The sequence below is a fragment of the Dyella lipolytica genome, assembly GCF_030160075.1.
In the GTDB taxonomy this organism is placed as follows: domain Bacteria; phylum Pseudomonadota; class Gammaproteobacteria; order Xanthomonadales; family Rhodanobacteraceae; genus Dyella_B; species Dyella_B lipolytica.
In genome coordinates, this window is the sequence record NZ_BSNQ01000005.1 from 1 (window position 1) to 17,138 (window position 17,138).

Here is a 17,138-nt window from a genome sequence, read left to right on the forward strand (position 1 = left end):
CATCCCGAACTCGGAAGTGAAACGCAGCTGCGCCGATGGTAGTGTGGCATTGCCCATGCAAGAGTAGGTCACCGCCAGGGGCTTTATCCTAAAAACCCTCACCGACATCGGTGGGGGTTTTTTCTTGGGCGCCGAAAATCCTGATCTAAGCGCTATACGTAAGATCGCGAAGCCTGGATGATTACCATCTGGAAGTGCAGCCGGACGAACAAAATCGAGGCTCGCTTACCACCTATGATGCGCCATCGGGTCAGCTCGACCGGCGCATTCGTCGAGGAGAAGAGCTTTGTTCGTCAATGTCGAAACCCGACGTCAACCACGCCTGCATTGGGCCGCGAGCCTGTTGGTTGGCTTGTGTGTGGTGACCTTCGTGGTGTTGGCATTGATGCCGCCGCCGCGCCGCATCACTTTTCTCTTGGAATGGGGAACCATTCCCGCGAATATTTTCGACGCCCATCAACCGATCTGGCAGCAGCTACGCGATCCGGCGCTGTTGCGATTGATTACCGCGCTATTCATTCACGTCGCTTGGCTTCATCTGCTGAGCAATCTGCTGTTCTTGATGATCTTCGGTGTCCCGGCGGAGCGCACCTTGGGGTCAGTGCGCTTTCTAGTGCTATTTCTGCTGGGCGGTGTAGTGGCCAACTTGGCCGGAGCGCTATCGCTGGCCGGCGTGCTTAGGCCGATCATAGGATGCAGTGGCGCCGTTTCAGCGGTGTTGGGTGCTTACGTGTCGCTGTTTCCGCGCGCGCGCTTGGGCCTGGTGCTGCCACTTGGGTTCTATCTGGAATTCGTGCGTGTGCCGGCATTCCTGCTGATCGGAATCTGGGCTCTCTTGCAGTTGCTCTTCAGTTATGTGGGCCCCAGCTATGGCGGTTACGCGTGGTGGACCCACGTGGCAGGCTTCCTGTTCGGCGCGGTGTTCGCGTGGACGTCACGCGGTGCAATCATGCGCCGCATGCGGCGCTAAAATGGCGCTATGCGTAACAAGAAACTCTACAAAGTGACCTTTTTGCACCTGGGCAAGTGCTACGAACTTTATGCCCAGCATGTCGCGTCGAGCGGCCTATGGGGCTTCACCGAAGTGGGTGATCTGGTGTTTGAGCCCGCTGGTGAAGGCTTGGTGGTCGATCCCACCGAAGAGCGCTTGCGCGAAGAGTTCAAGGACACGCGCGTGTTGCATTTGCCGATGCAGGCCGTGGTGCGCATCGAGGAAGTGGAGCGCAAAGGTGCATTGGCCATCCGCGACGCGGCAGATGGCCAGAAAGTGACCCCATTCCCGATGCCGCCACGCAGCCGCTGAGCACCGCTCAGCGTGACCCGCGGTTGAGCCCGTGATGCCGCGCGAACATCTTTAGCAACCGTCGCGCGCTTGGTGTGGCCGCGACTTGCTGAAACGCATGATGAGGGTCGAAACCTTCGCGGCGCATGTCGTGATGCTTGCGCCGGATATAGGCGCGCATGACGTCGGCATTGAATTCCGGATGGAACTGCACGCTGATCGCATTGCGGCCATAGCGAAGCAGATGATGCGGATCACGCGCTGACCGCGCCAGCACCTGAGCGTCTTTGGGAATGTCGAGGACACTCTGTTCGTGTGTGGTGTGCGCGCGAAATTTGGCCGGGAGATGCGCAGCAAGTGGATCTTGCTCCGCGCCGGGCAGCAATTCGATCGGCAAGGTGCCGATCTCTCGACCGCCGGGCAGATAATCGACGCGCCCACCCAGTGCATGAGCCATCAGCTGATGGCCGTAGCACACGCCCAGCAGCGGCAGATCGATATCCATCGCGCTGCGAATCCACCCAGCGGTGCGCTCGCTCCAGGGCGCTCGCTCGGTGACCATGGCCGCCGATCCTGTGATCAGTGCGCCAGAAACGTCGTGCGGCGCTGGTAGCGCTTCGCCGGCAGCCACGTCAATGACATGCAGCTGATGCGGCATCAGCTGCGTGCCTAGGCGGAACCAGTGCGGGAAATCACCGTGACGCGCGCGGATGTTTTCGGGAGCTTGGCCGGTGCGGATGATCAGGACAGGTTTCATGTAGCGAGATGACAACTCGATCGAAAGCGTTCAGGGCAGGGTGTCTTCAATGTGTTCAACGGGAGGCAGTACGGTCAACACCTCTTGTACCGTAGTCAACCCGCGCGCGACTTGGTCGGCTGCGGAGATACGCAGCGGCCGCATACCTTCCGTCAGCGCGGCCTTGCCAAAACGGATCAAATCAAGTTGAGCGCTGACCAAGCCGCGCAGTCGCGGACTCAGCTCCATCATTTCATAGATGCCAGTACGTCCCAGGAATCCGGTGTTGCGACATTCCAGACAGCCGACGGGTTTGAACACGCGTTCGGGAATCGGGATCGACCAGCCGTGCGTCAGAACCGCCCATTCGTGCGCTTCCTGTTGCGTCTCAAGTTTGCAGTGAGGGCACAACGTGCGCACCAGGCGTTGCGCAACGACGCCGGACAGTGTCGACTGAATTAAATAATGCGGCACACCGAGATCGAGTAGACGCGTCACGGCGCTTGGCGCGTCATTGGTATGCAGTGTAGATAGCACCAGATGCCCGGTCAGTGATGCCTGCACCGCCATTTGCGCCGTTTCCAGATCACGAATCTCACCGATCATGATGATGTCAGGATCCTGGCGCAGCAGCGTGCGTACACCGGAGGCGAAGTCCAGGTCGATCGAGGCTTGCACCTGCATCTGATTGAATTCAGGCGAGACCATTTCGATCGGATCTTCGACCGTACAAACGTTGATGTCGGGCGTGGCGAGATGCTTGAGTGTCGAGTACAGCGTCGTGGTCTTGCCCGAACCCGTAGGCCCCGTCACCAGCACGATGCCGTGCGGACGCTCCACCAATCCGCGCCACAATGCATCTTCCGATGCAGAGAAACCCAATTGCGAAAAGTCCTTCGCGACGATGTCCGGATCGAAAATACGCATCACCAGTTTTTCGCCGAAGGCAGTAGGCATGCTGGAAATACGCAGTTCCACCTCGCGCCCGGATGTGGCGCGCGTCTTGATGCGGCCATCCTGTGGGCGACGCTTCTCGGCGACGTCCATGCGTGAAAGGATCTTGATACGCGAGGTGACGGCCGTCATCACCGGCGGCGGCAGCTCGAACACCTTGTGCATGACACCGTCGATGCGGAAACGCATGATGCCTGCATCGCGTCGCGGTTCCAGATGGATATCCGAGGCGCGCTGCTCGAACGCGTATTGCAGCAACCAGTCGACGATGTGCACGACATGCCGGTCATCCGCGCCCACTTCACCGGTTTTGCCGAGTTCCAGCAACTGCTCGAAGTTCAGGATCGCGGAAGGATCGTAGCCGCTCTGGCTCTTGGCATCCCGTGCCAGCTGGATCGAGCGCTGCACGCCGTAGAACTCTTGCAGATAGCGGTTGATATCGATCGGGCTGGACACCACACGATGCACATCCCGTCGCAACATCTGAGCAAGATCTTTAGCCCATGTATTGTCGAACGGCTCGGCCGTCGCGAACGTCACTTCGCCCGGTGTCGCAGCCACCGGCAGGATGCGATGGCGCTGGGCGTAGGCGTGGCTGATCACCTGAGTGACCACGGCCACGTTGACCTTCATCGGGTCGATTTTCAGATACGGCAAGCCCGCCTGCCCGGCCAGCCATTCGGTCAACCCTTCCAGGCTGAGCGGTCGCCCTGGATCACGCTGATTGGTGAGCTTGGCGTTGGCGATGACCACCAGCGGGTTCAGTTCCACCGTGCTGCGGCCGGCACGATTCCCTAACCGCAATTGTTTGGCATCGTCGGCCAAAAGGTGACCGTCGACCACCAGGGCGGCCAACACGTCATCGAGCGCCAACCGGCCGCGGCGGCCGAGCATGGAGGCAATTTGTGGAGTTGCTGCCATTTGCCAAGGACCCCTAATGGGCATCGATTGCCGAGAAAAACGGCGGAAAGATGCGCTGCGGCTATACTAGCGCGCTTTAAACATGGTTACGGAAAGCGATGTCTGCGCCTACTTTCCAGGATGTGATCCAGTCCCTCAACCGCTATTGGGCGGCGCAGGGCTGCGTACTGCTGCAGCCCCTCGATACCGAGGTAGGCGCCGGTACCTTCCACCCCGCTACGTTTCTGCGTGCGCTAGGTCCTGAGCCATGGGCGGCCGCTTACGTGCAGCCTTCGCGTCGTCCCACCGACGGTCGCTACGGCGAAAACCCGAATCGCCTGCAGCATTACTACCAGTACCAGGTGATGATGAAACCCAATCCCGAGAACATCCTCGAGCTCTACATCGGCTCGCTGAAGGAACTCGGCCTCGATCCGCAGGTGCATGACCTGCGTTTCGTGGAAGACAACTGGGAGTCGCCCACGCTGGGGGCCTGGGGTCTGGGCTGGGAAGTCTGGCTCAACGGGATGGAAGTCACCCAGTTCACCTATTTCCAGCAGGCCGGCGGTCTGGAATGCAGGCCAGTGACTGGGGAGATCACCTATGGCCTGGAACGGCTGACCATGTACCTGCAGAACGTCGACAACGTCTACGACCTGATCTGGGCGGAAGGTCCGCAGGGCAAAGTCACCTACGGCGACGTGTTCCATCAGAACGAAGTGGAGCAGAGCACTTACAACTTTGAACACGCCAACGTTGCCGAGCTGTTGCGCTGGTTCGATGTGTGCGAGGGAGAAGCCAACAAGCTGATCGCGGCAGGCTTAGCTTTACCGGCCTACGAGCAGGTGATGAAAGCCAGCCACACGTTCAACCTGCTCGACGCGCGGCGCGCGATCAGTGTTACGGAGCGTCAGCGCTACATCTTACGCGTGCGTACTTTGTCGCGCGCCGTGGCGGAAGCTTATGTGGCGCAGCGTGAAAAGCTTGGTTTTCCAGGCTTAAAGCATAAAACGCTCTCCAAGAGCGGAAAGGAGCACGTCGCATGAGCGCCGCCAAGTCATTGCTCATCGAGCTGGGTACGGAAGAACTTCCGCCGAAGGCACTGGATGAACTTGGTGCGTCGTTTCTGCGCGGCATCTGCGACGGACTGGATAAGCGCGGCATTACCGCACTGCTGGAGCAGGCGAAACTCTACGTTACGCCGCGGCGTTTGGCCGTCCATATTCCACAGGTGGCGATGACGCAACCGGAGCAGTCGCTCGAGCGCCGCGGCCCTGCCATCAACGCCGCGATGGATGCCGAAGGCAATCCCGGCAAGGCATTGATCGGCTTTGCGCAATCGTGCGGAGTCGGCGTCGAGCAGCTGGAAAAGCTGGAAACGGACAAGGGCGCATGGTTTGTCTTCCGTACGGTGAAGCCGGGTCAGCCGGTAGCTTCGCTGTTGCCGGAAATCATCGACGAGGCGCTCAAAGGACTACCCATTCCCAGGCCCATGCGTTGGGCCAGCCACGAGTACACCTTCGTGCGCCCCGTGCATTGGCTGGTGATCTTGCATGGTGCGGACATCGTCGATGGTGAAGTGCTGGGCCTGAAGAGCGGCCGCAAATCCCGCGGTCATCGCTTCATGCATCCACAGCCTGTGCATGTGGCCGATGCGGACAGCTGGCTGGATGCCATGCGCATGGCCAAGGTGCTGGCCGATCCGATGGAGCGCCGCCAGCGCATTCGCGATGAAGTCGCACGCGCGGCAAAACAAACCGGCGGTAAGCCGCGACTCGACGAAGCACTGCTGAACGAAATCGCCAATCTCACCGAGTGGCCGGTGGCGATCGCCTGCACCTTCGAGCGCGAATTCCTCAGTGTGCCGCCCGAAGCCCTCGTCACCACGATGGAGGCAAACCAGAAGTTCGTGCCGGTGTTCGATGAGAAAGGCACGCTGACCGAGCACTTCATCGGCATCGCCAACGTCGACAGCAAACAGCCGAACGAGATTCGCAACGGCTATGAACGCGTCATTCGTCCGCGCTTTGCCGATGCGAAGTTCTTCTGGGACGAAGACCTGAAAACTCCGCTCGAGGACTATAAGGAAGCGCTCAAGGGCGTTACCTACCAGCAGGCGCTCGGCAGCCTGTGGGACAAGAGCGTGCGCGTTGCGGAGTTAGCCCGAATCACGGCCAATCGCGTCGGTGTCGATGCTGGCCAGGCAACGCGTGCTGCCAGTTTGGCCAAGTGCGACCTGCTTACTCGGATGGTTGGCGAGTTTCCTGAGCTACAGGGTGTGATGGGGCGCTACTACGCGCAGCACGCCTACGAGCCCGCCGAAATCGCCAATGCGCTGGACAGCGTGTACCAGCCCCGCTTTGCCGGTGACAGCATTGCCGCGGGCAAAGTGGGACAAGTGCTCGCGGTGTCCGAACGCGTCGACACATTGGCCGGTATTTTCGCTGTCGGTCTGAAGCCCAGCGGAAACAAGGATCCGTTCGCCTTGCGCCGCGCTGCCTTGGGCCTGGCGCGTACGCTGATCGAAGGCGGTCTCGATCTCGATCACAAGGCGCTCTTTACCGAAGCTCTGGAATTGTTGCCGGAGGCCGCACTTGCTGCGGGAGTGAAGCCAGCAAAGGATGGGAAAACGCCTCCTTTCGATGCCGGACAGCGCCGCGCCAGCCTGGTCATCGAACTCAACGATTTCGTACTCGAGCGTTTGCGCGGTTACTACGCCGAACAGGGATTCACCATCGAGCAGTACGAAGCCGTGTTGGCCGTTGCCCCGGTCAGCCTGGTCGATTTCGACCATCGTCTGCGTGCCGTCGTCGAGTTCGGTCGTCATCCTGAAGCGGCAAGTCTTGCAGGTGCCAACAAGCGCGTCGCCAACATTTTGCGCAAGCAGCAAGAGGAGCACGGCGTGCAAAGCATCGGCAGCCACGTCGATCCTGCGCATTTCGAAGCGGATGCCGAACGTGCTTTGGCGCAAGCGCTGGAGGCCGCACAAGCGGATAACGCCGGTCCTCTGCAGCGCGGCGATTACACGGCGGTTCTCTCACGCCTTGCCCAATTGCGGGCCCCGGTCGATGCGTTTTTCGACAATGTGCTGGTGAATGCCGAGGACCCTGCGGTCCGCGCCAACCGACTCGCCTTGCTGGGACGTCTCAAGGCGCAGTTCACGGCTATCGCCGACATCGCGCGTTTGTAGTGCATCCGATCACGTTGCAATTAAAAAAGGCAGCCATGTGGCTGCCTTTTTTAGTGATCGATCAAACAGTCGCTCAGGATGTCAGGCGACCCATCGGTCGATTGCCCTTCAGCCGCTCGGCAAGGCGATGATTGAAAGCGACCATCGCGGTGGCATCAACGTCGTTACCGCCCGGGCCGAGTATTTGGTAAAGCTCCGCCAGCATGTCGGAGTTCTCAGCCAAGGTCAGGCGACTGTCTGCCAGATCCAGCTCCGATTGCAGGATGCGCAGCGCAGTATTGAGGCGCTGGGCATCCATGGCCACGCCGCCCGCTTCCAGTGAATCGGGAGCGTTGCGCAGCTTGGAGCGGTGACGCTGGGATGCGATGTTGTCGGCGCTGGCGTCATCGGAAACCAGGGTATTCGGGTCGACCTGCATCGATCCTTCGCCGGCCACCAGCCATACCAGGGAAATGCCCAAGGTACGTGCCAATGTCACGCAGCGCGCGCGCGACGGGTCGGTGTTTCCGTCGCGCCAACTGCGCACGACGCCCTCTGAAAAACCGCACATGCGTGCGATCTCCGTGACACTACCGACGCGCTGAATCAGCAATTTGATGCGATCGGAGAAGGTCGAGGAGGGCTCGGTAATCGAGTTTACGTGCAGATTCATCGAAAATTTCCGCAGTTATTTCTGATATAGCGCCGGCAAATTCTTACTGGCTGCCTTGTTTTTCTAGGTAAACCCTCAGTTACAAGCATGAGGGTGGTAATAATCCGATGACCGATATTCGCACTATTTTGCGAATGGTAGCGCTCTTCAAGTCATCCTCTGGCGCATAAACGCGTGAGTTCAGAGCGGGTTGACATGTAGTTAGGCCAACAGGGCAAGAAACTGCGGCCGCCGAAAGGGCCGCTCGTATACGGCGATCAAAACGGCTCCCGACCTAGCCAACGAATGAGGCCGTCCGGCACCTCGTTGGCATGAAGCCGTACGATTCAGATAGTTACATACGCTGCCGAATGGAGTTTTCGCTAGGTTAGCTTTTCCATGCCGTAAGTTTGGGCTATTCTCTGAGGCTCCCCCGCGCTTGTTTGTGACGCCGGCGCGTTACCAAACTTTGCGTTCGAATCGATCCAAACCTTGAGGTTTCAATCCCATGCGCAGCGTTGTTTGGTCGCTGATGACAGTGGCAGCGGTAGCACTGGCCGGCTGCAGTAATTCTTCAAATCCGTCGTCGTCGACCGGTGCGGATAGTACCGAGGCAACGGCGCCCACCGGCCCGGCCACTAGCGTTTCGGGCACCATTACTCTTCGTGGCGATATCAAGCCGTCCGCCCAGGACAAGCTCGACATCAGCCTGATCGATGTAACGGCACAGGGCTCCGCTCCGCTAGCGACCAAGACGATTGCCCCCGCCACCACGTTCCCCATGACGTACGAGTTGGATTTCAATCCGGCCAATGTGGCGCCGAATGACTTGTACATCGTGCAAGCCACACTGACCGATGGCGATCGTCACTACGTCATGCCGTTGCAAGCGCCCGTGCTGACCCAGGGCCATCCGACGACAAACGTCGCGGTGCAACTTGCCCCTGAGCAAACGCCGAGCGAAAAGATGCTCGTCGCATTCCAGGACGTGCAGAAGCAGATTGGCGGCATGAAGCGGTCCAGCGGTACTCAGCTTCAAAAAGATGCGTCGCTCGCTTGGCAAGTGTTCCGCGACGGCGGCGAAGTGAAGTTCATCCGCGAACTGGTCGACTACGGCGACAAGGGCTTCACCAGCACCGACTACGCCTACAAGGATGGTAAGCCGTGGGTGGTGCAGCAGCAGAAAAAGTCCGGCCAGACTGCGAAGCCTTCGTCGGTGGATACCGCCGGTTGGGGCGACGATGGTTCGCTGGTGCTAAAGACTCACGAAGCCGGCGGCAGCACTCAATCGCTGGGCGATGACGATGCTGCGAACCTGCAGCAGCAGTCCAAGGCGATCCTCAACCTGGCAACGGGTGGCAAGGGCAAGTAAGCCCTTCGCGCGAAACCGGAAGATTAAAAAAGCCGTCCGCATTGCGGACGGCTTTTTTGTTGCGCATGAAGTCGGCTTAGAAGCCGAACTTCACTCCCAGGTTGATGCTGTTGTAGCGCTGACTGTTGTCGGCGAAGTGACCGTTGTAAGCGATCCAGCCCGAAACGTTAGGCATGATCTGCGCCATCACGCCCGCATTGGCCGATCCCCAATTCTTGTCGGGCGTAAAGCCTGCCATCTCGAAGCTGCCATTCATGCTGTTGAGACCCGCCGTCACCATGTCCGTGCTGGCACGACTATCGTGGTTCCAGCCCAGCTCGGCATACGGTGACAGATCCATATCGTGGAACTGCCAATGCCCCTGCAGGCGCCAGCCCAGCGTGCTGATCAAAGCGTTGCGCTCCTGCCGGCCGAACCACATGGCCGTCGCATCGTTACCGCTTTCGCTGTAGCCGTTGATTTTGATGTTCTGATATTCGAAGTTCGCAAACGGACCGGTCTTGAAGCCGCCGACATCGAACAAGTAGCCGCCATGCAGACCCATGCCCAGGTATGAACCATCGGTCTTGCCGCTTTCATGGGTGCGATAGTTGCCGACCTGAAACACGCGATTGATGTCGGTATAGCTAGCCTGGCCGAAATCGCCATAGGTACCCACGTAGGCGCCACCCGAATGCCAAGTGAGGTAACCCAGGCCGCTGATGGCCTGCAAATCGTAGCCGCCACCGCCGCTGACATCGGCATAGTGCTCGCCGATACCCAGCGCGACACCTGCCGAAATGCTGTCGCTGGCGCGTACGTCCGCACCCACGGTCAGGTCGACATTGTTGCTGGTGGTCTTGGGTGCACCTGCGCTCTGGTCGAACTGTTGATTGGAGTAGTTGATGCTGGCAAAGGCGCGTGTATCGCTACCCAAATTGTCCGCCATCATCTGGTTGCGCACGGCGGCGGTCTGCGTGGTGACGGCAGCAAGTGGCGCTTCTTGCAACAGCGAAATCTGCTGGGGAGCCGCCAATTCCGACAGCACCACTTGCGCGAGCATCTTGTCCGCTCCCGTGGTGGGATGTACGCCGTCAGCGAACAGGTAGCTGTAATTGGTGCCTGGCGCATAGGTGTATGGCAGACCCGAACCCTGCGGGCCGCAAAGTACCGAGCTGGAACCCGCGCCGCACGCCGGTGTGGTGACATTGGTGAAGCCGTAGGCACCTGGATTGGCGATGACTTGGCTGAGCAATGCAAACGCATTGACCGGGATGATGCCTTTGCCCAGCTGCCCGATGCCGGCATTGAGCTGACCGTTGTAGATCGCGCTGAGCGTCGTTAGCGAGGAGGCCGCCGAAGCGCCGGCCGCGGTAGCCTCGGGCGTCAGGCCAATGTTGGGTAGATTGAACACCAGGATGTTCCTGGCACCCGCACCCTGCAATTCGCCCAGCAGTTTCACTTCTTGCTGTGCGGCCGCGACGATCTGCGCCTGCGCGGTGGCTGGCGTGGTCGTCGCGTAGAAAATGTCATTCGCGCCGCCCCACATCGTGTACAGCGCGTGGCTGTCCAGGGTGGGATGGCTGCTCAGATACGTGTTTATCTGGCTGGTGATCGTGGGCACGCCGGCCGGTGTGCCGGGCGAGTTGTTGAAGATGCCGGCGCCACCCCAGGCGAAGTCGTTGCCGCCGGTGAGCGAGGCCGTCAGCGGATGGCCGAGTGCGGCGGCAACGTTCTGCACCACCACGGCGCCAGGATTGGTCGTGAACTCCTGTGGCGGCTGGAAGCTCGGGTCGATGGACAGCGAAAGGTTGCCCGCGTCGCTCAAGCTGTCGCCGAACGTGATGACATTGCTGAAAGTCGGAGTGGGATTGCCAGTGGCATGGGCGGCGCCAATGAGGCCGAGGGCCAGCGCAACAGCGCCGGCAATCTTGCGCGGGTGAAACATGAGTTCCTGCTCCTGCGTTTGTTATAGGGAAGTTACGTTAATGCATGCCATACGTCAGCGCATGCTGCGCTGCAAGCAAACGTCGTCATGGGGTCGTGAGAACGTGCCGGGCTGCACGTTCTCACCTTGCCTGGCCTTCAAATCAAGCACGTCGGTGCTTGATCCCTAACAGTTCAACGCTTCAGGGCACGCGTGAAGGCATCTGCAAACGCACTGTTGCCGGGCGCCGCAGAGGGTTTCGCCGGCGCGGCAGCGCCCGGGCGAGGGCTGCGATTGTCACGCGAGCCAGGGCGCGATTCTTTGCCGCTGACGGGTCGTCCGCTGCGAGCCTGACCCGGCTCGTCGTCCAGGCGCATGGAAAGGCCGATGCGCTGGCGCGGAATGTCCACCTCCATCACCTTCACCTTGACGATATCGCCAGCTTTCACGGCGTCGCGCGGATCCTTTACGAAGCTGTGCGACAGCGCGGAGACGTGCACCAATCCATCCTGGTGCACGCCAATGTCGACGAAGGCGCCAAACGCAGCCACGTTGGTGACGCGGCCTTCAAGAATCATTCCGGGCTTGAGATCTTTCAGATCCTCCACCCCTTCGGCAAAGCTCGGCGCGACGAACTCGGGTCGCGGATCGCGGCCCGGCTTTTCCAGCTCCTTGAGAATGTCGCGCACGGTCGGCACGCCGAAGCGCTCGTCGGTGTACTGCTCTGGCTTCAAGCCACGCAGGAAACTGGTGTCGCCGATGATGCTTTTCACCTCGCGACCGCATTGGGCAATGATGCGCTCGATGACCGGATAAGCTTCCGGATGCACGGCGCTCGCGTCCAAGGGATTGTCGCCGCTGGGTACGCGCAAAAAGCCTGCGCATTGCTCAAATGCCTTGTCGCCTAAACGCGGCACCTTGAGCAATGCTTTGCGATTGGCGAATGGACCGTTGGCGTCGCGGTGCTTTACCACGTTCTCAGCGACGCTGGCGGACAAACCCGCCACGCGCGAAAGCAGCGCGGCCGACGCTGTGTTCACGTCGACGCCAACGGCGTTCACGCAGTCCTCCACCTTCGCGTCGAGTGCGCGCGCAAGCTTTACCTGATTCACGTCGTGCTGATATTGGCCTACGCCGATGGCCTTTGGTTCAATCTTTACCAGCTCAGCGAGCGGATCTTGCAAACGGCGAGCGATGGATACGGCACCGCGCAAGCTCACGTCGAGATCGGGAAATTCTTTGGCGGCCGCTTCGGACGCGGAATACACCGACGCGCCTGCTTCGCTCACTACGATCTTGGAAAGCTTGAGTTCGGCGTGCTTCTTCATCAGCTCACCGGCCAGCTTGTCGGTCTCGCGCGAAGCCGTGCCGTTGCCGATCGCAATCAGGTTTACGCCGTGCTGCTTGCTCAGCACAGCAAGGCGAGCGAGCGATTGATCCCACTGCTTGCGCGGTTCATGTGGATAGATGGTGTCGGTGGCCAACAGTTTGCCAGTGGAATCGACCACCGCCACCTTCACGCCGGTACGGATGCCGGGGTCCAGGCCCATCACTGTCTTCGCGCCGGCCGGTGCGGCCAGCATCAGGTCCTTGAGGTTGTCGCCGAATACACGAATGGCTTCGTCCTCGGCGCCCTCGCGCACGCGACCGAACAAATCCAGCGTCAGATGCAGGTGCAGTTTCACGCGCCAGGTCATGCGTACCGTTTCGCGCAGCCACGCATCCGCGGCGCGGCCGCGATCGATGATGTCGGCGTGCACCGCGACGCGACCTTCGCCTTCGAGATGACCCTGCTCGGCCTCTGTTGAAGGTGCAAGCTCGAGTTCGATCACACCTTCGTTGCGCGCGCGCATCAGGGCAAGCAAGCGATGCGATGGAATTTTGCCGATCGCTTCCATGTGGTCGAAGTAGTCGCGGAACTTCGCGCCCTCCTGTTCCTTGCCTTCGACCAGCTTGGCGCGGATCTGACCCTTGTCCCATAACCAGTCGCGCAATTCGCCGACCAGCCCCGCGTCTTCGGCGATGCTTTCCATCAGGATCGCGCGTGCGCCATCGAGCGCGGCGCGTACGTCAGGTACGCCTTTTTCGACATCGACGAACGATTCGGCGAAGGCGTCGGGTGATTGTGTGGGATCTTCGCGCAAGCCAGTGGCAAGGGGTTCAAGACCCGCCTCACGTGCGATCTGCGCCTTGGTGCGCCGTTTGGGCTTATACGGCAGGTACAGGTCTTCCAGTCGCGCCTTCGTGTCGGCGGCGAGAATGTCGCCCTTCAATGCATCGGTGAGTTTGCCTTGTTCCTCGATGCTGGCGAGGATCGCATCGCGTCGCTCTTCCAGCTCGCGCAGATAGCGTAGACGTTCCTCAAGCAATCGCAGTTGCGTGTCGTCGAGACCGCCGGTGGCTTCTTTGCGATAGCGCGCGATGAACGGCACGGTAGCGCCGCCATCGAGCAGTTCCACTGCAGCGCGTACTTGTTCCGGTTTGGCGACGATGTCCTGGGCAATGCGTTGTTCGATGCTGAGCATGAGACTGAAAGAATTCCTTGGTTTTCGTGTTGCGGTGATTCAGGCGACTTCAGTTCGCCATGATATCAAGCGGCGTGCGATGGTCGCGCTAAATGGCGTCAATACGCAGGCATGGCGAAAGAGGCGGCGCAAACCCACAGGGGCGCACCATCCGTTTTTGGACCGATCAAGCGTTGAAGCTGCCGTGGTCGCTGCTAGATTGCGGTCGTTGTGGCGGCTGTTCCTGCGCGCTGCCATTGAGCACCAACGTGCTGGCCATCAGATCGTGCAGACCTTGCTTGCGCTGCGTCCACGCCACGGCGATGTAGCAGACGAAGGGAATCAGTGCGATCACCAGTGTCGTCAACCGGACCGCATTGCGCACGGCTGAACGTCCCAGTGTGATGCGCTGACCGTTCATGTCGGTAACGCGTAGGCGCAGAGCCAGCTTGCCTGGTGTCGCCTGCCACTTCGAACTTTCACACAGCGCGTAGTAGACAAAGCCGATAACGACCGATGCGACGGACGAACTCTCCGTCGCGGCTGCATATTCGCGAAGCGCGGCACTCATGTCCCCGTTGCCCTGCATTTGCTCAAGCAGATGCTTGTAGGCTTCCATGCCGCCGAGCAGGTACATAACGATCATCGACGGGATCGTCAGAATGATCAGGTCGATGATCCATGCACCGAAGCGTTGCCAGAAACCTGCGTAGTCGATGCGCGTCGCGCTTGCAGGCTGCTGCAGCGGCGGTGGCGGCGCGTACATACTGGGTGTCGGTGCGGCGGCGGGTGTCTCTTGGGGAAACAGGACCGATAGCGGCTGCCAGTCTGCGAGACCGTCGTACCAGCCGAGGTCGTCGCGGCCCAGTTGACCGCTGCGCAGCCACTCCCGCACCTGTTTTTCCTGATAGGGGCCGTGGCGTTCGCCCTGTCGACCGATCCAGACTTCCATCGCCTATTCCTCGCTAAGCAGAAGCGCATGATGCCATGCGCCTGCGAGGTATTGGACACGAGGGTCTGCCCTTAAGCGGCGTTGCGTCGCTTCAGGTGGACGAGCAACAAGGAAATCGCCGCTGGCGTCACACCGCTGATGCGTGCCGCCTGGCCGATGGTCGCCGGCAGGCTGCGCTTGAGCTTCAGCAGTACTTCGGCGGAAAGGCCGCGTACCTTGTCGTAGTCGAAGCCGGTGGGAATCGCCGTACTTTCGTGACGCCGCTGGCGCTCGATCTCATCGCGCTGGCGCTCGAGATAACCGGCGTACTTGGTCTGCACCTCGACCTGGGCGGCCACGTCTTCGTGCGCAACCGCGGGCCCGAGTTCGGTCACGCTAGTCAGCTTGGCGTAATTGAGTTCGGGGCGGCGCAACAGATCCAGTGCGTTGGTTTCGCGGCTCACTGCCACGCCGAGCTGGCGTTCGATGGCCGCACCCAGTGCGTTGTTCGGGGCAGCCCACAGTGCGCCCAGGCGCTGAAGCTCTTGTTCGACGGCGTCGCGCTTGGCGCGCAGCGCGTCGAAACGTGCTTGCGGTACGACACCCAGGGCGTGGCCGGTTTCGGTCAATCGCAGGTCGGCATTGTCTTCGCGCAGATGCAGCCGGTATTCGGCGCGCGAGGTAAACATGCGGTAGGGCTCGATGGTGCCGTTGCTGGTCAGGTCATCGATCAGCACGCCGATATAAGCCTCATCGCGACGCGGGTACCACGGTGCCTTGCCCTGCGTCGCCAGCGCGGCGTTCAGCCCCGCGATCAGGCCCTGCGCCGCGGCTTCTTCATAGCCGGTCGTGCCGTTGATCTGGCCGGCGAAGTACAGGCCGGGAATGTTCTTGGTTTCCAGCCACGGATGCAGGCCGCGCGGATCGAAATAGTCGTATTCGATCGCGTAGCCGGGTCGCGTGATATGCGCGCGCTCGAAACCCTTGATCGAATGGACCAGTTCCAGCTGCACGTCGAACGGCAGCGAGGTGGAGATGCCGTTGGGGTAGATCTCGAAGCTGTCCAGCCCCTCCGGCTCGATAAAGATCTGATGCGAGCCCTTGTCGGCAAAGCGCACCACTTTGTCCTCGATCGAGGGGCAATAGCGCGGCCCGATGCCCTCGATCTGGCCGGTATAGAGCGGCGAGCGGTCCAGGGCACCGCGGATGATCTCGTGGGTGCGTTCGCTGGTCTGGGTGATCCAGCAGCTGACCTGGCGCGGATGGTCCTCGCGCGAGCCCAGGTAGGAGAACACCGGCGTCGGATCGTCGCCCGGCTGTTCGTCCAGATGGCTGAAGTCGATGCTGCGCAGGTCGATTCGCGGGGGCGTGCCAGTCTTCAGTCGGTCCGCCGCCACCGGCAGCTCGCGCAGACGCTGCGCCAGGGTGGTGGCGGGCGGGTCGCCCGCGCGGCCGCCGGCATATTGAGCGGGGCCGATGTGGATCTTGCCGGCCAAAAAGGTGCCCGCCGTGAGCACAATGGACCTAGCGCGGAAAGAAAGGCCCATTTGCGTCACTACGCCGGTGACGCGGCCTTGCTCGATCAGCAAATCGTCCACCGCTTGCTGGAACAGGTCCAGATGGGGCTGGGTCTCCACCATTCGACGGATCGCTGCCTTGTAGAGCACCCGATCTGCCTGGCAGCGGGTGGCGCGCACTGCGGGGCCCTTGGACGCGTTCAGCGTGCGCCATTGGATACCCGCGCGATCGGCCGCCTGGGCCATAGCGCCGCCCAAAGCATCGATTTCCTTGACCAGATGGCCCTTGCCGATGCCGCCGATGGCCGGATTGCAGCTCATCTGGCCGATCGTCTCGATGTTGTGGCTCAGCAGCAGCGTGCGCGCTCCGCACCGTGCCGCGGCAAGCGCAGCCTCAGTGCCGGCGTGGCCGCCGCCGATCACGATCACATCGTAGGAGGTTGGATGCAGCATCAGGATGGACAAAATCGAGGGTTGGACAAAGGCTTATGGTAATGCGGTCGGCGCTGTGGGGCATCCCTTACATCAACATGGCATGTTTTCTGCTTTAGAAATCACCGCACTCTCACGGGCAGATGCCGCGCGACACGCGCGCTGAGAAAGGACGACAGGGGTCCATTCGCGTACCGGGATAGGAAGCAAGACGGCGCCCTTCGGGGCGCCGTCGTTGTTTTTGATCTCTGTAGAGAGATCTGGCGCCCGGCGGTCTCAGGAACAGGGGGAATCCAGGATGACCGTATTGCCGGGCGCCAGAAACTGGTAATTCATTCGGGTCGCACGGCAACTGCCGCACCCCCGTAACGTGGGCTGATCATGGCTCCGAACGCGTGAACACGGGGTGACTGAAACGGAAAAATATGCCGGTAAACGGCAGCTGCTGACACAAAAGGTCACAGCGTGATTTGGAGCAAAAGTATTGTGTGATCTATATCACGGACTGGCACGGCTGTTGCAGCACATGGGTGCAGGCAAAAGAAGAGGACGTGTCATGGACAACAGTAACGACTTCGCACCGGTATACATGCGTCATGACTTGATGATCGAGATCGGTCGCCTCGAAATGGCGATGGATCATCTCGTCGAGCGTGAACCACAGCAGCAGCAGCAACTGCGTCCGCGCCTCGAGTCGCGCATGACCCATCTGCTTAGCGAACTGGATCATCTTCCGGCTTGAGCGGTGCCCGCTCATACCACCATTTTTAGAACCGCCCCGTG

13 protein-coding genes and 1 rRNA gene are annotated in these 17,138 nt (G+C 60.6%); 7 read left to right on the forward strand and 7 right to left on the reverse strand.

The window, feature by feature from the left end; genetic code table 11:
* The 3 genes from rrf to QQL64_RS11825 all read left to right on the forward strand — a co-directional run.
* Window positions 1-80: ribosomal RNA gene (gene rrf, locus QQL64_RS18270) — 5S ribosomal RNA — on the forward strand; the annotation flags it as partial.
* Between the two features lie 206 nt (window positions 81-286).
* Window positions 287-970 (forward strand): rhomboid family intramembrane serine protease, encoded by a 684-nt coding sequence (locus QQL64_RS11820; RefSeq protein WP_284399795.1) that lies wholly within the window; start codon window positions 287-289, stop codon window positions 968-970.
* A gap of 9 nt (window positions 971-979) precedes the next feature.
* Window positions 980-1,303: a DUF1820 family protein gene (locus QQL64_RS11825; RefSeq protein ID WP_284399797.1), complete on the forward strand. Its 324-nt coding sequence runs from the start codon at window positions 980-982 to the stop codon at window positions 1,301-1,303.
* Window positions 1,304-1,310: 7 nt separating this feature from the next.
* Here QQL64_RS11825 and QQL64_RS11830 read toward each other — a convergent pair whose 3' ends face one another.
* Both QQL64_RS11830 and tfpB read right to left on the reverse strand, forming a co-directional pair.
* Complete coding sequence (locus tag QQL64_RS11830; RefSeq protein WP_284399798.1) at window positions 1,311-2,039, reverse strand: glutamine amidotransferase; 729 nt, start codon at window positions 2,037-2,039, stop codon at window positions 1,311-1,313.
* A 30-nt stretch (window positions 2,040-2,069) separates the two neighbouring features.
* Window positions 2,070-3,893: a type IV pilus assembly ATPase TfpB gene (tfpB, locus tag QQL64_RS11835; RefSeq protein WP_284399801.1), complete on the reverse strand. Its 1,824-nt coding sequence runs from the start codon at window positions 3,891-3,893 to the stop codon at window positions 2,070-2,072.
* A 98-nt stretch (window positions 3,894-3,991) separates the two neighbouring features.
* Between tfpB and glyQ the strand changes: the two genes are divergently transcribed.
* Together glyQ and glyS are read left to right on the forward strand one after the other, a co-directional pair.
* Entirely contained in the window at window positions 3,992-4,918 is a 927-nt protein-coding gene (gene glyQ, locus QQL64_RS11840; protein WP_284399803.1) for a glycine--tRNA ligase subunit alpha, read from the forward strand.
* Window positions 4,915-7,062 (forward strand): glycine--tRNA ligase subunit beta, encoded by a 2,148-nt coding sequence (glyS, locus tag QQL64_RS11845; protein ID WP_284399804.1) that lies wholly within the window; start codon window positions 4,915-4,917, stop codon window positions 7,060-7,062. Before glyQ ends, glyS begins: the two co-directional genes overlap by 4 nt.
* A 73-nt stretch (window positions 7,063-7,135) precedes the next feature.
* Here the strand turns inward: glyS and QQL64_RS11850 are convergent, their stop codons facing one another.
* Window positions 7,136-7,714 carry a helix-turn-helix domain-containing protein gene (locus tag QQL64_RS11850; RefSeq protein ID WP_284399805.1) on the reverse strand — a complete coding sequence of 193 codons (579 nt, stop codon included), beginning with the start codon at window positions 7,712-7,714 and terminating at the stop codon, window positions 7,136-7,138.
* 487 nt (window positions 7,715-8,201) lie between these two features.
* On the opposite strand from QQL64_RS11850, the gene QQL64_RS11855 reads away from it, so the two are divergent.
* Entirely contained in the window at window positions 8,202-9,065 is an 864-nt protein-coding gene (locus QQL64_RS11855; protein WP_284399806.1) for a YbaY family lipoprotein, read from the forward strand.
* A gap of 76 nt (window positions 9,066-9,141) precedes the next feature.
* Here the strand turns inward: QQL64_RS11855 and QQL64_RS11860 are convergent, their stop codons facing one another.
* The 4 genes from QQL64_RS11860 to mnmG all read right to left on the reverse strand — a co-directional run bounded on the left by QQL64_RS11860 (window position 9,142) and on the right by mnmG (window position 16,376).
* A complete protein-coding gene (locus QQL64_RS11860; protein WP_284399809.1) occupies window positions 9,142-10,992 on the reverse strand; it encodes an autotransporter outer membrane beta-barrel domain-containing protein in 1,851 nt (616 codons plus the stop codon).
* A 173-nt stretch (window positions 10,993-11,165) separates the two neighbouring features.
* On the reverse strand, window positions 11,166-13,496 hold the full coding sequence (locus QQL64_RS11865; RefSeq protein ID WP_284399813.1) for a Tex family protein: 2,331 nt from the start codon (window positions 13,494-13,496) through the stop codon (window positions 11,166-11,168).
* Window positions 13,497-13,662: 166 nt separating this feature from the next.
* Window positions 13,663-14,427, reverse strand: coding sequence for an RDD family protein (locus tag QQL64_RS11870; protein WP_284399817.1), 765 nt, complete (start codon window positions 14,425-14,427; stop codon window positions 13,663-13,665).
* A 71-nt stretch (window positions 14,428-14,498) separates the two neighbouring features.
* Complete coding sequence (gene mnmG, locus QQL64_RS11875; protein WP_284399820.1) at window positions 14,499-16,376, reverse strand: tRNA uridine-5-carboxymethylaminomethyl(34) synthesis enzyme MnmG; 1,878 nt, start codon at window positions 16,374-16,376, stop codon at window positions 14,499-14,501.
* A 535-nt stretch (window positions 16,377-16,911) separates the two neighbouring features.
* Here mnmG and QQL64_RS11880 point away from each other — a divergent pair.
* On the forward strand, window positions 16,912-17,097 hold the full coding sequence (locus QQL64_RS11880; RefSeq protein WP_284399822.1) for a hypothetical protein: 186 nt from the start codon (window positions 16,912-16,914) through the stop codon (window positions 17,095-17,097).
* The last annotated feature ends 41 nt before the right edge of the window (window positions 17,098-17,138 follow it).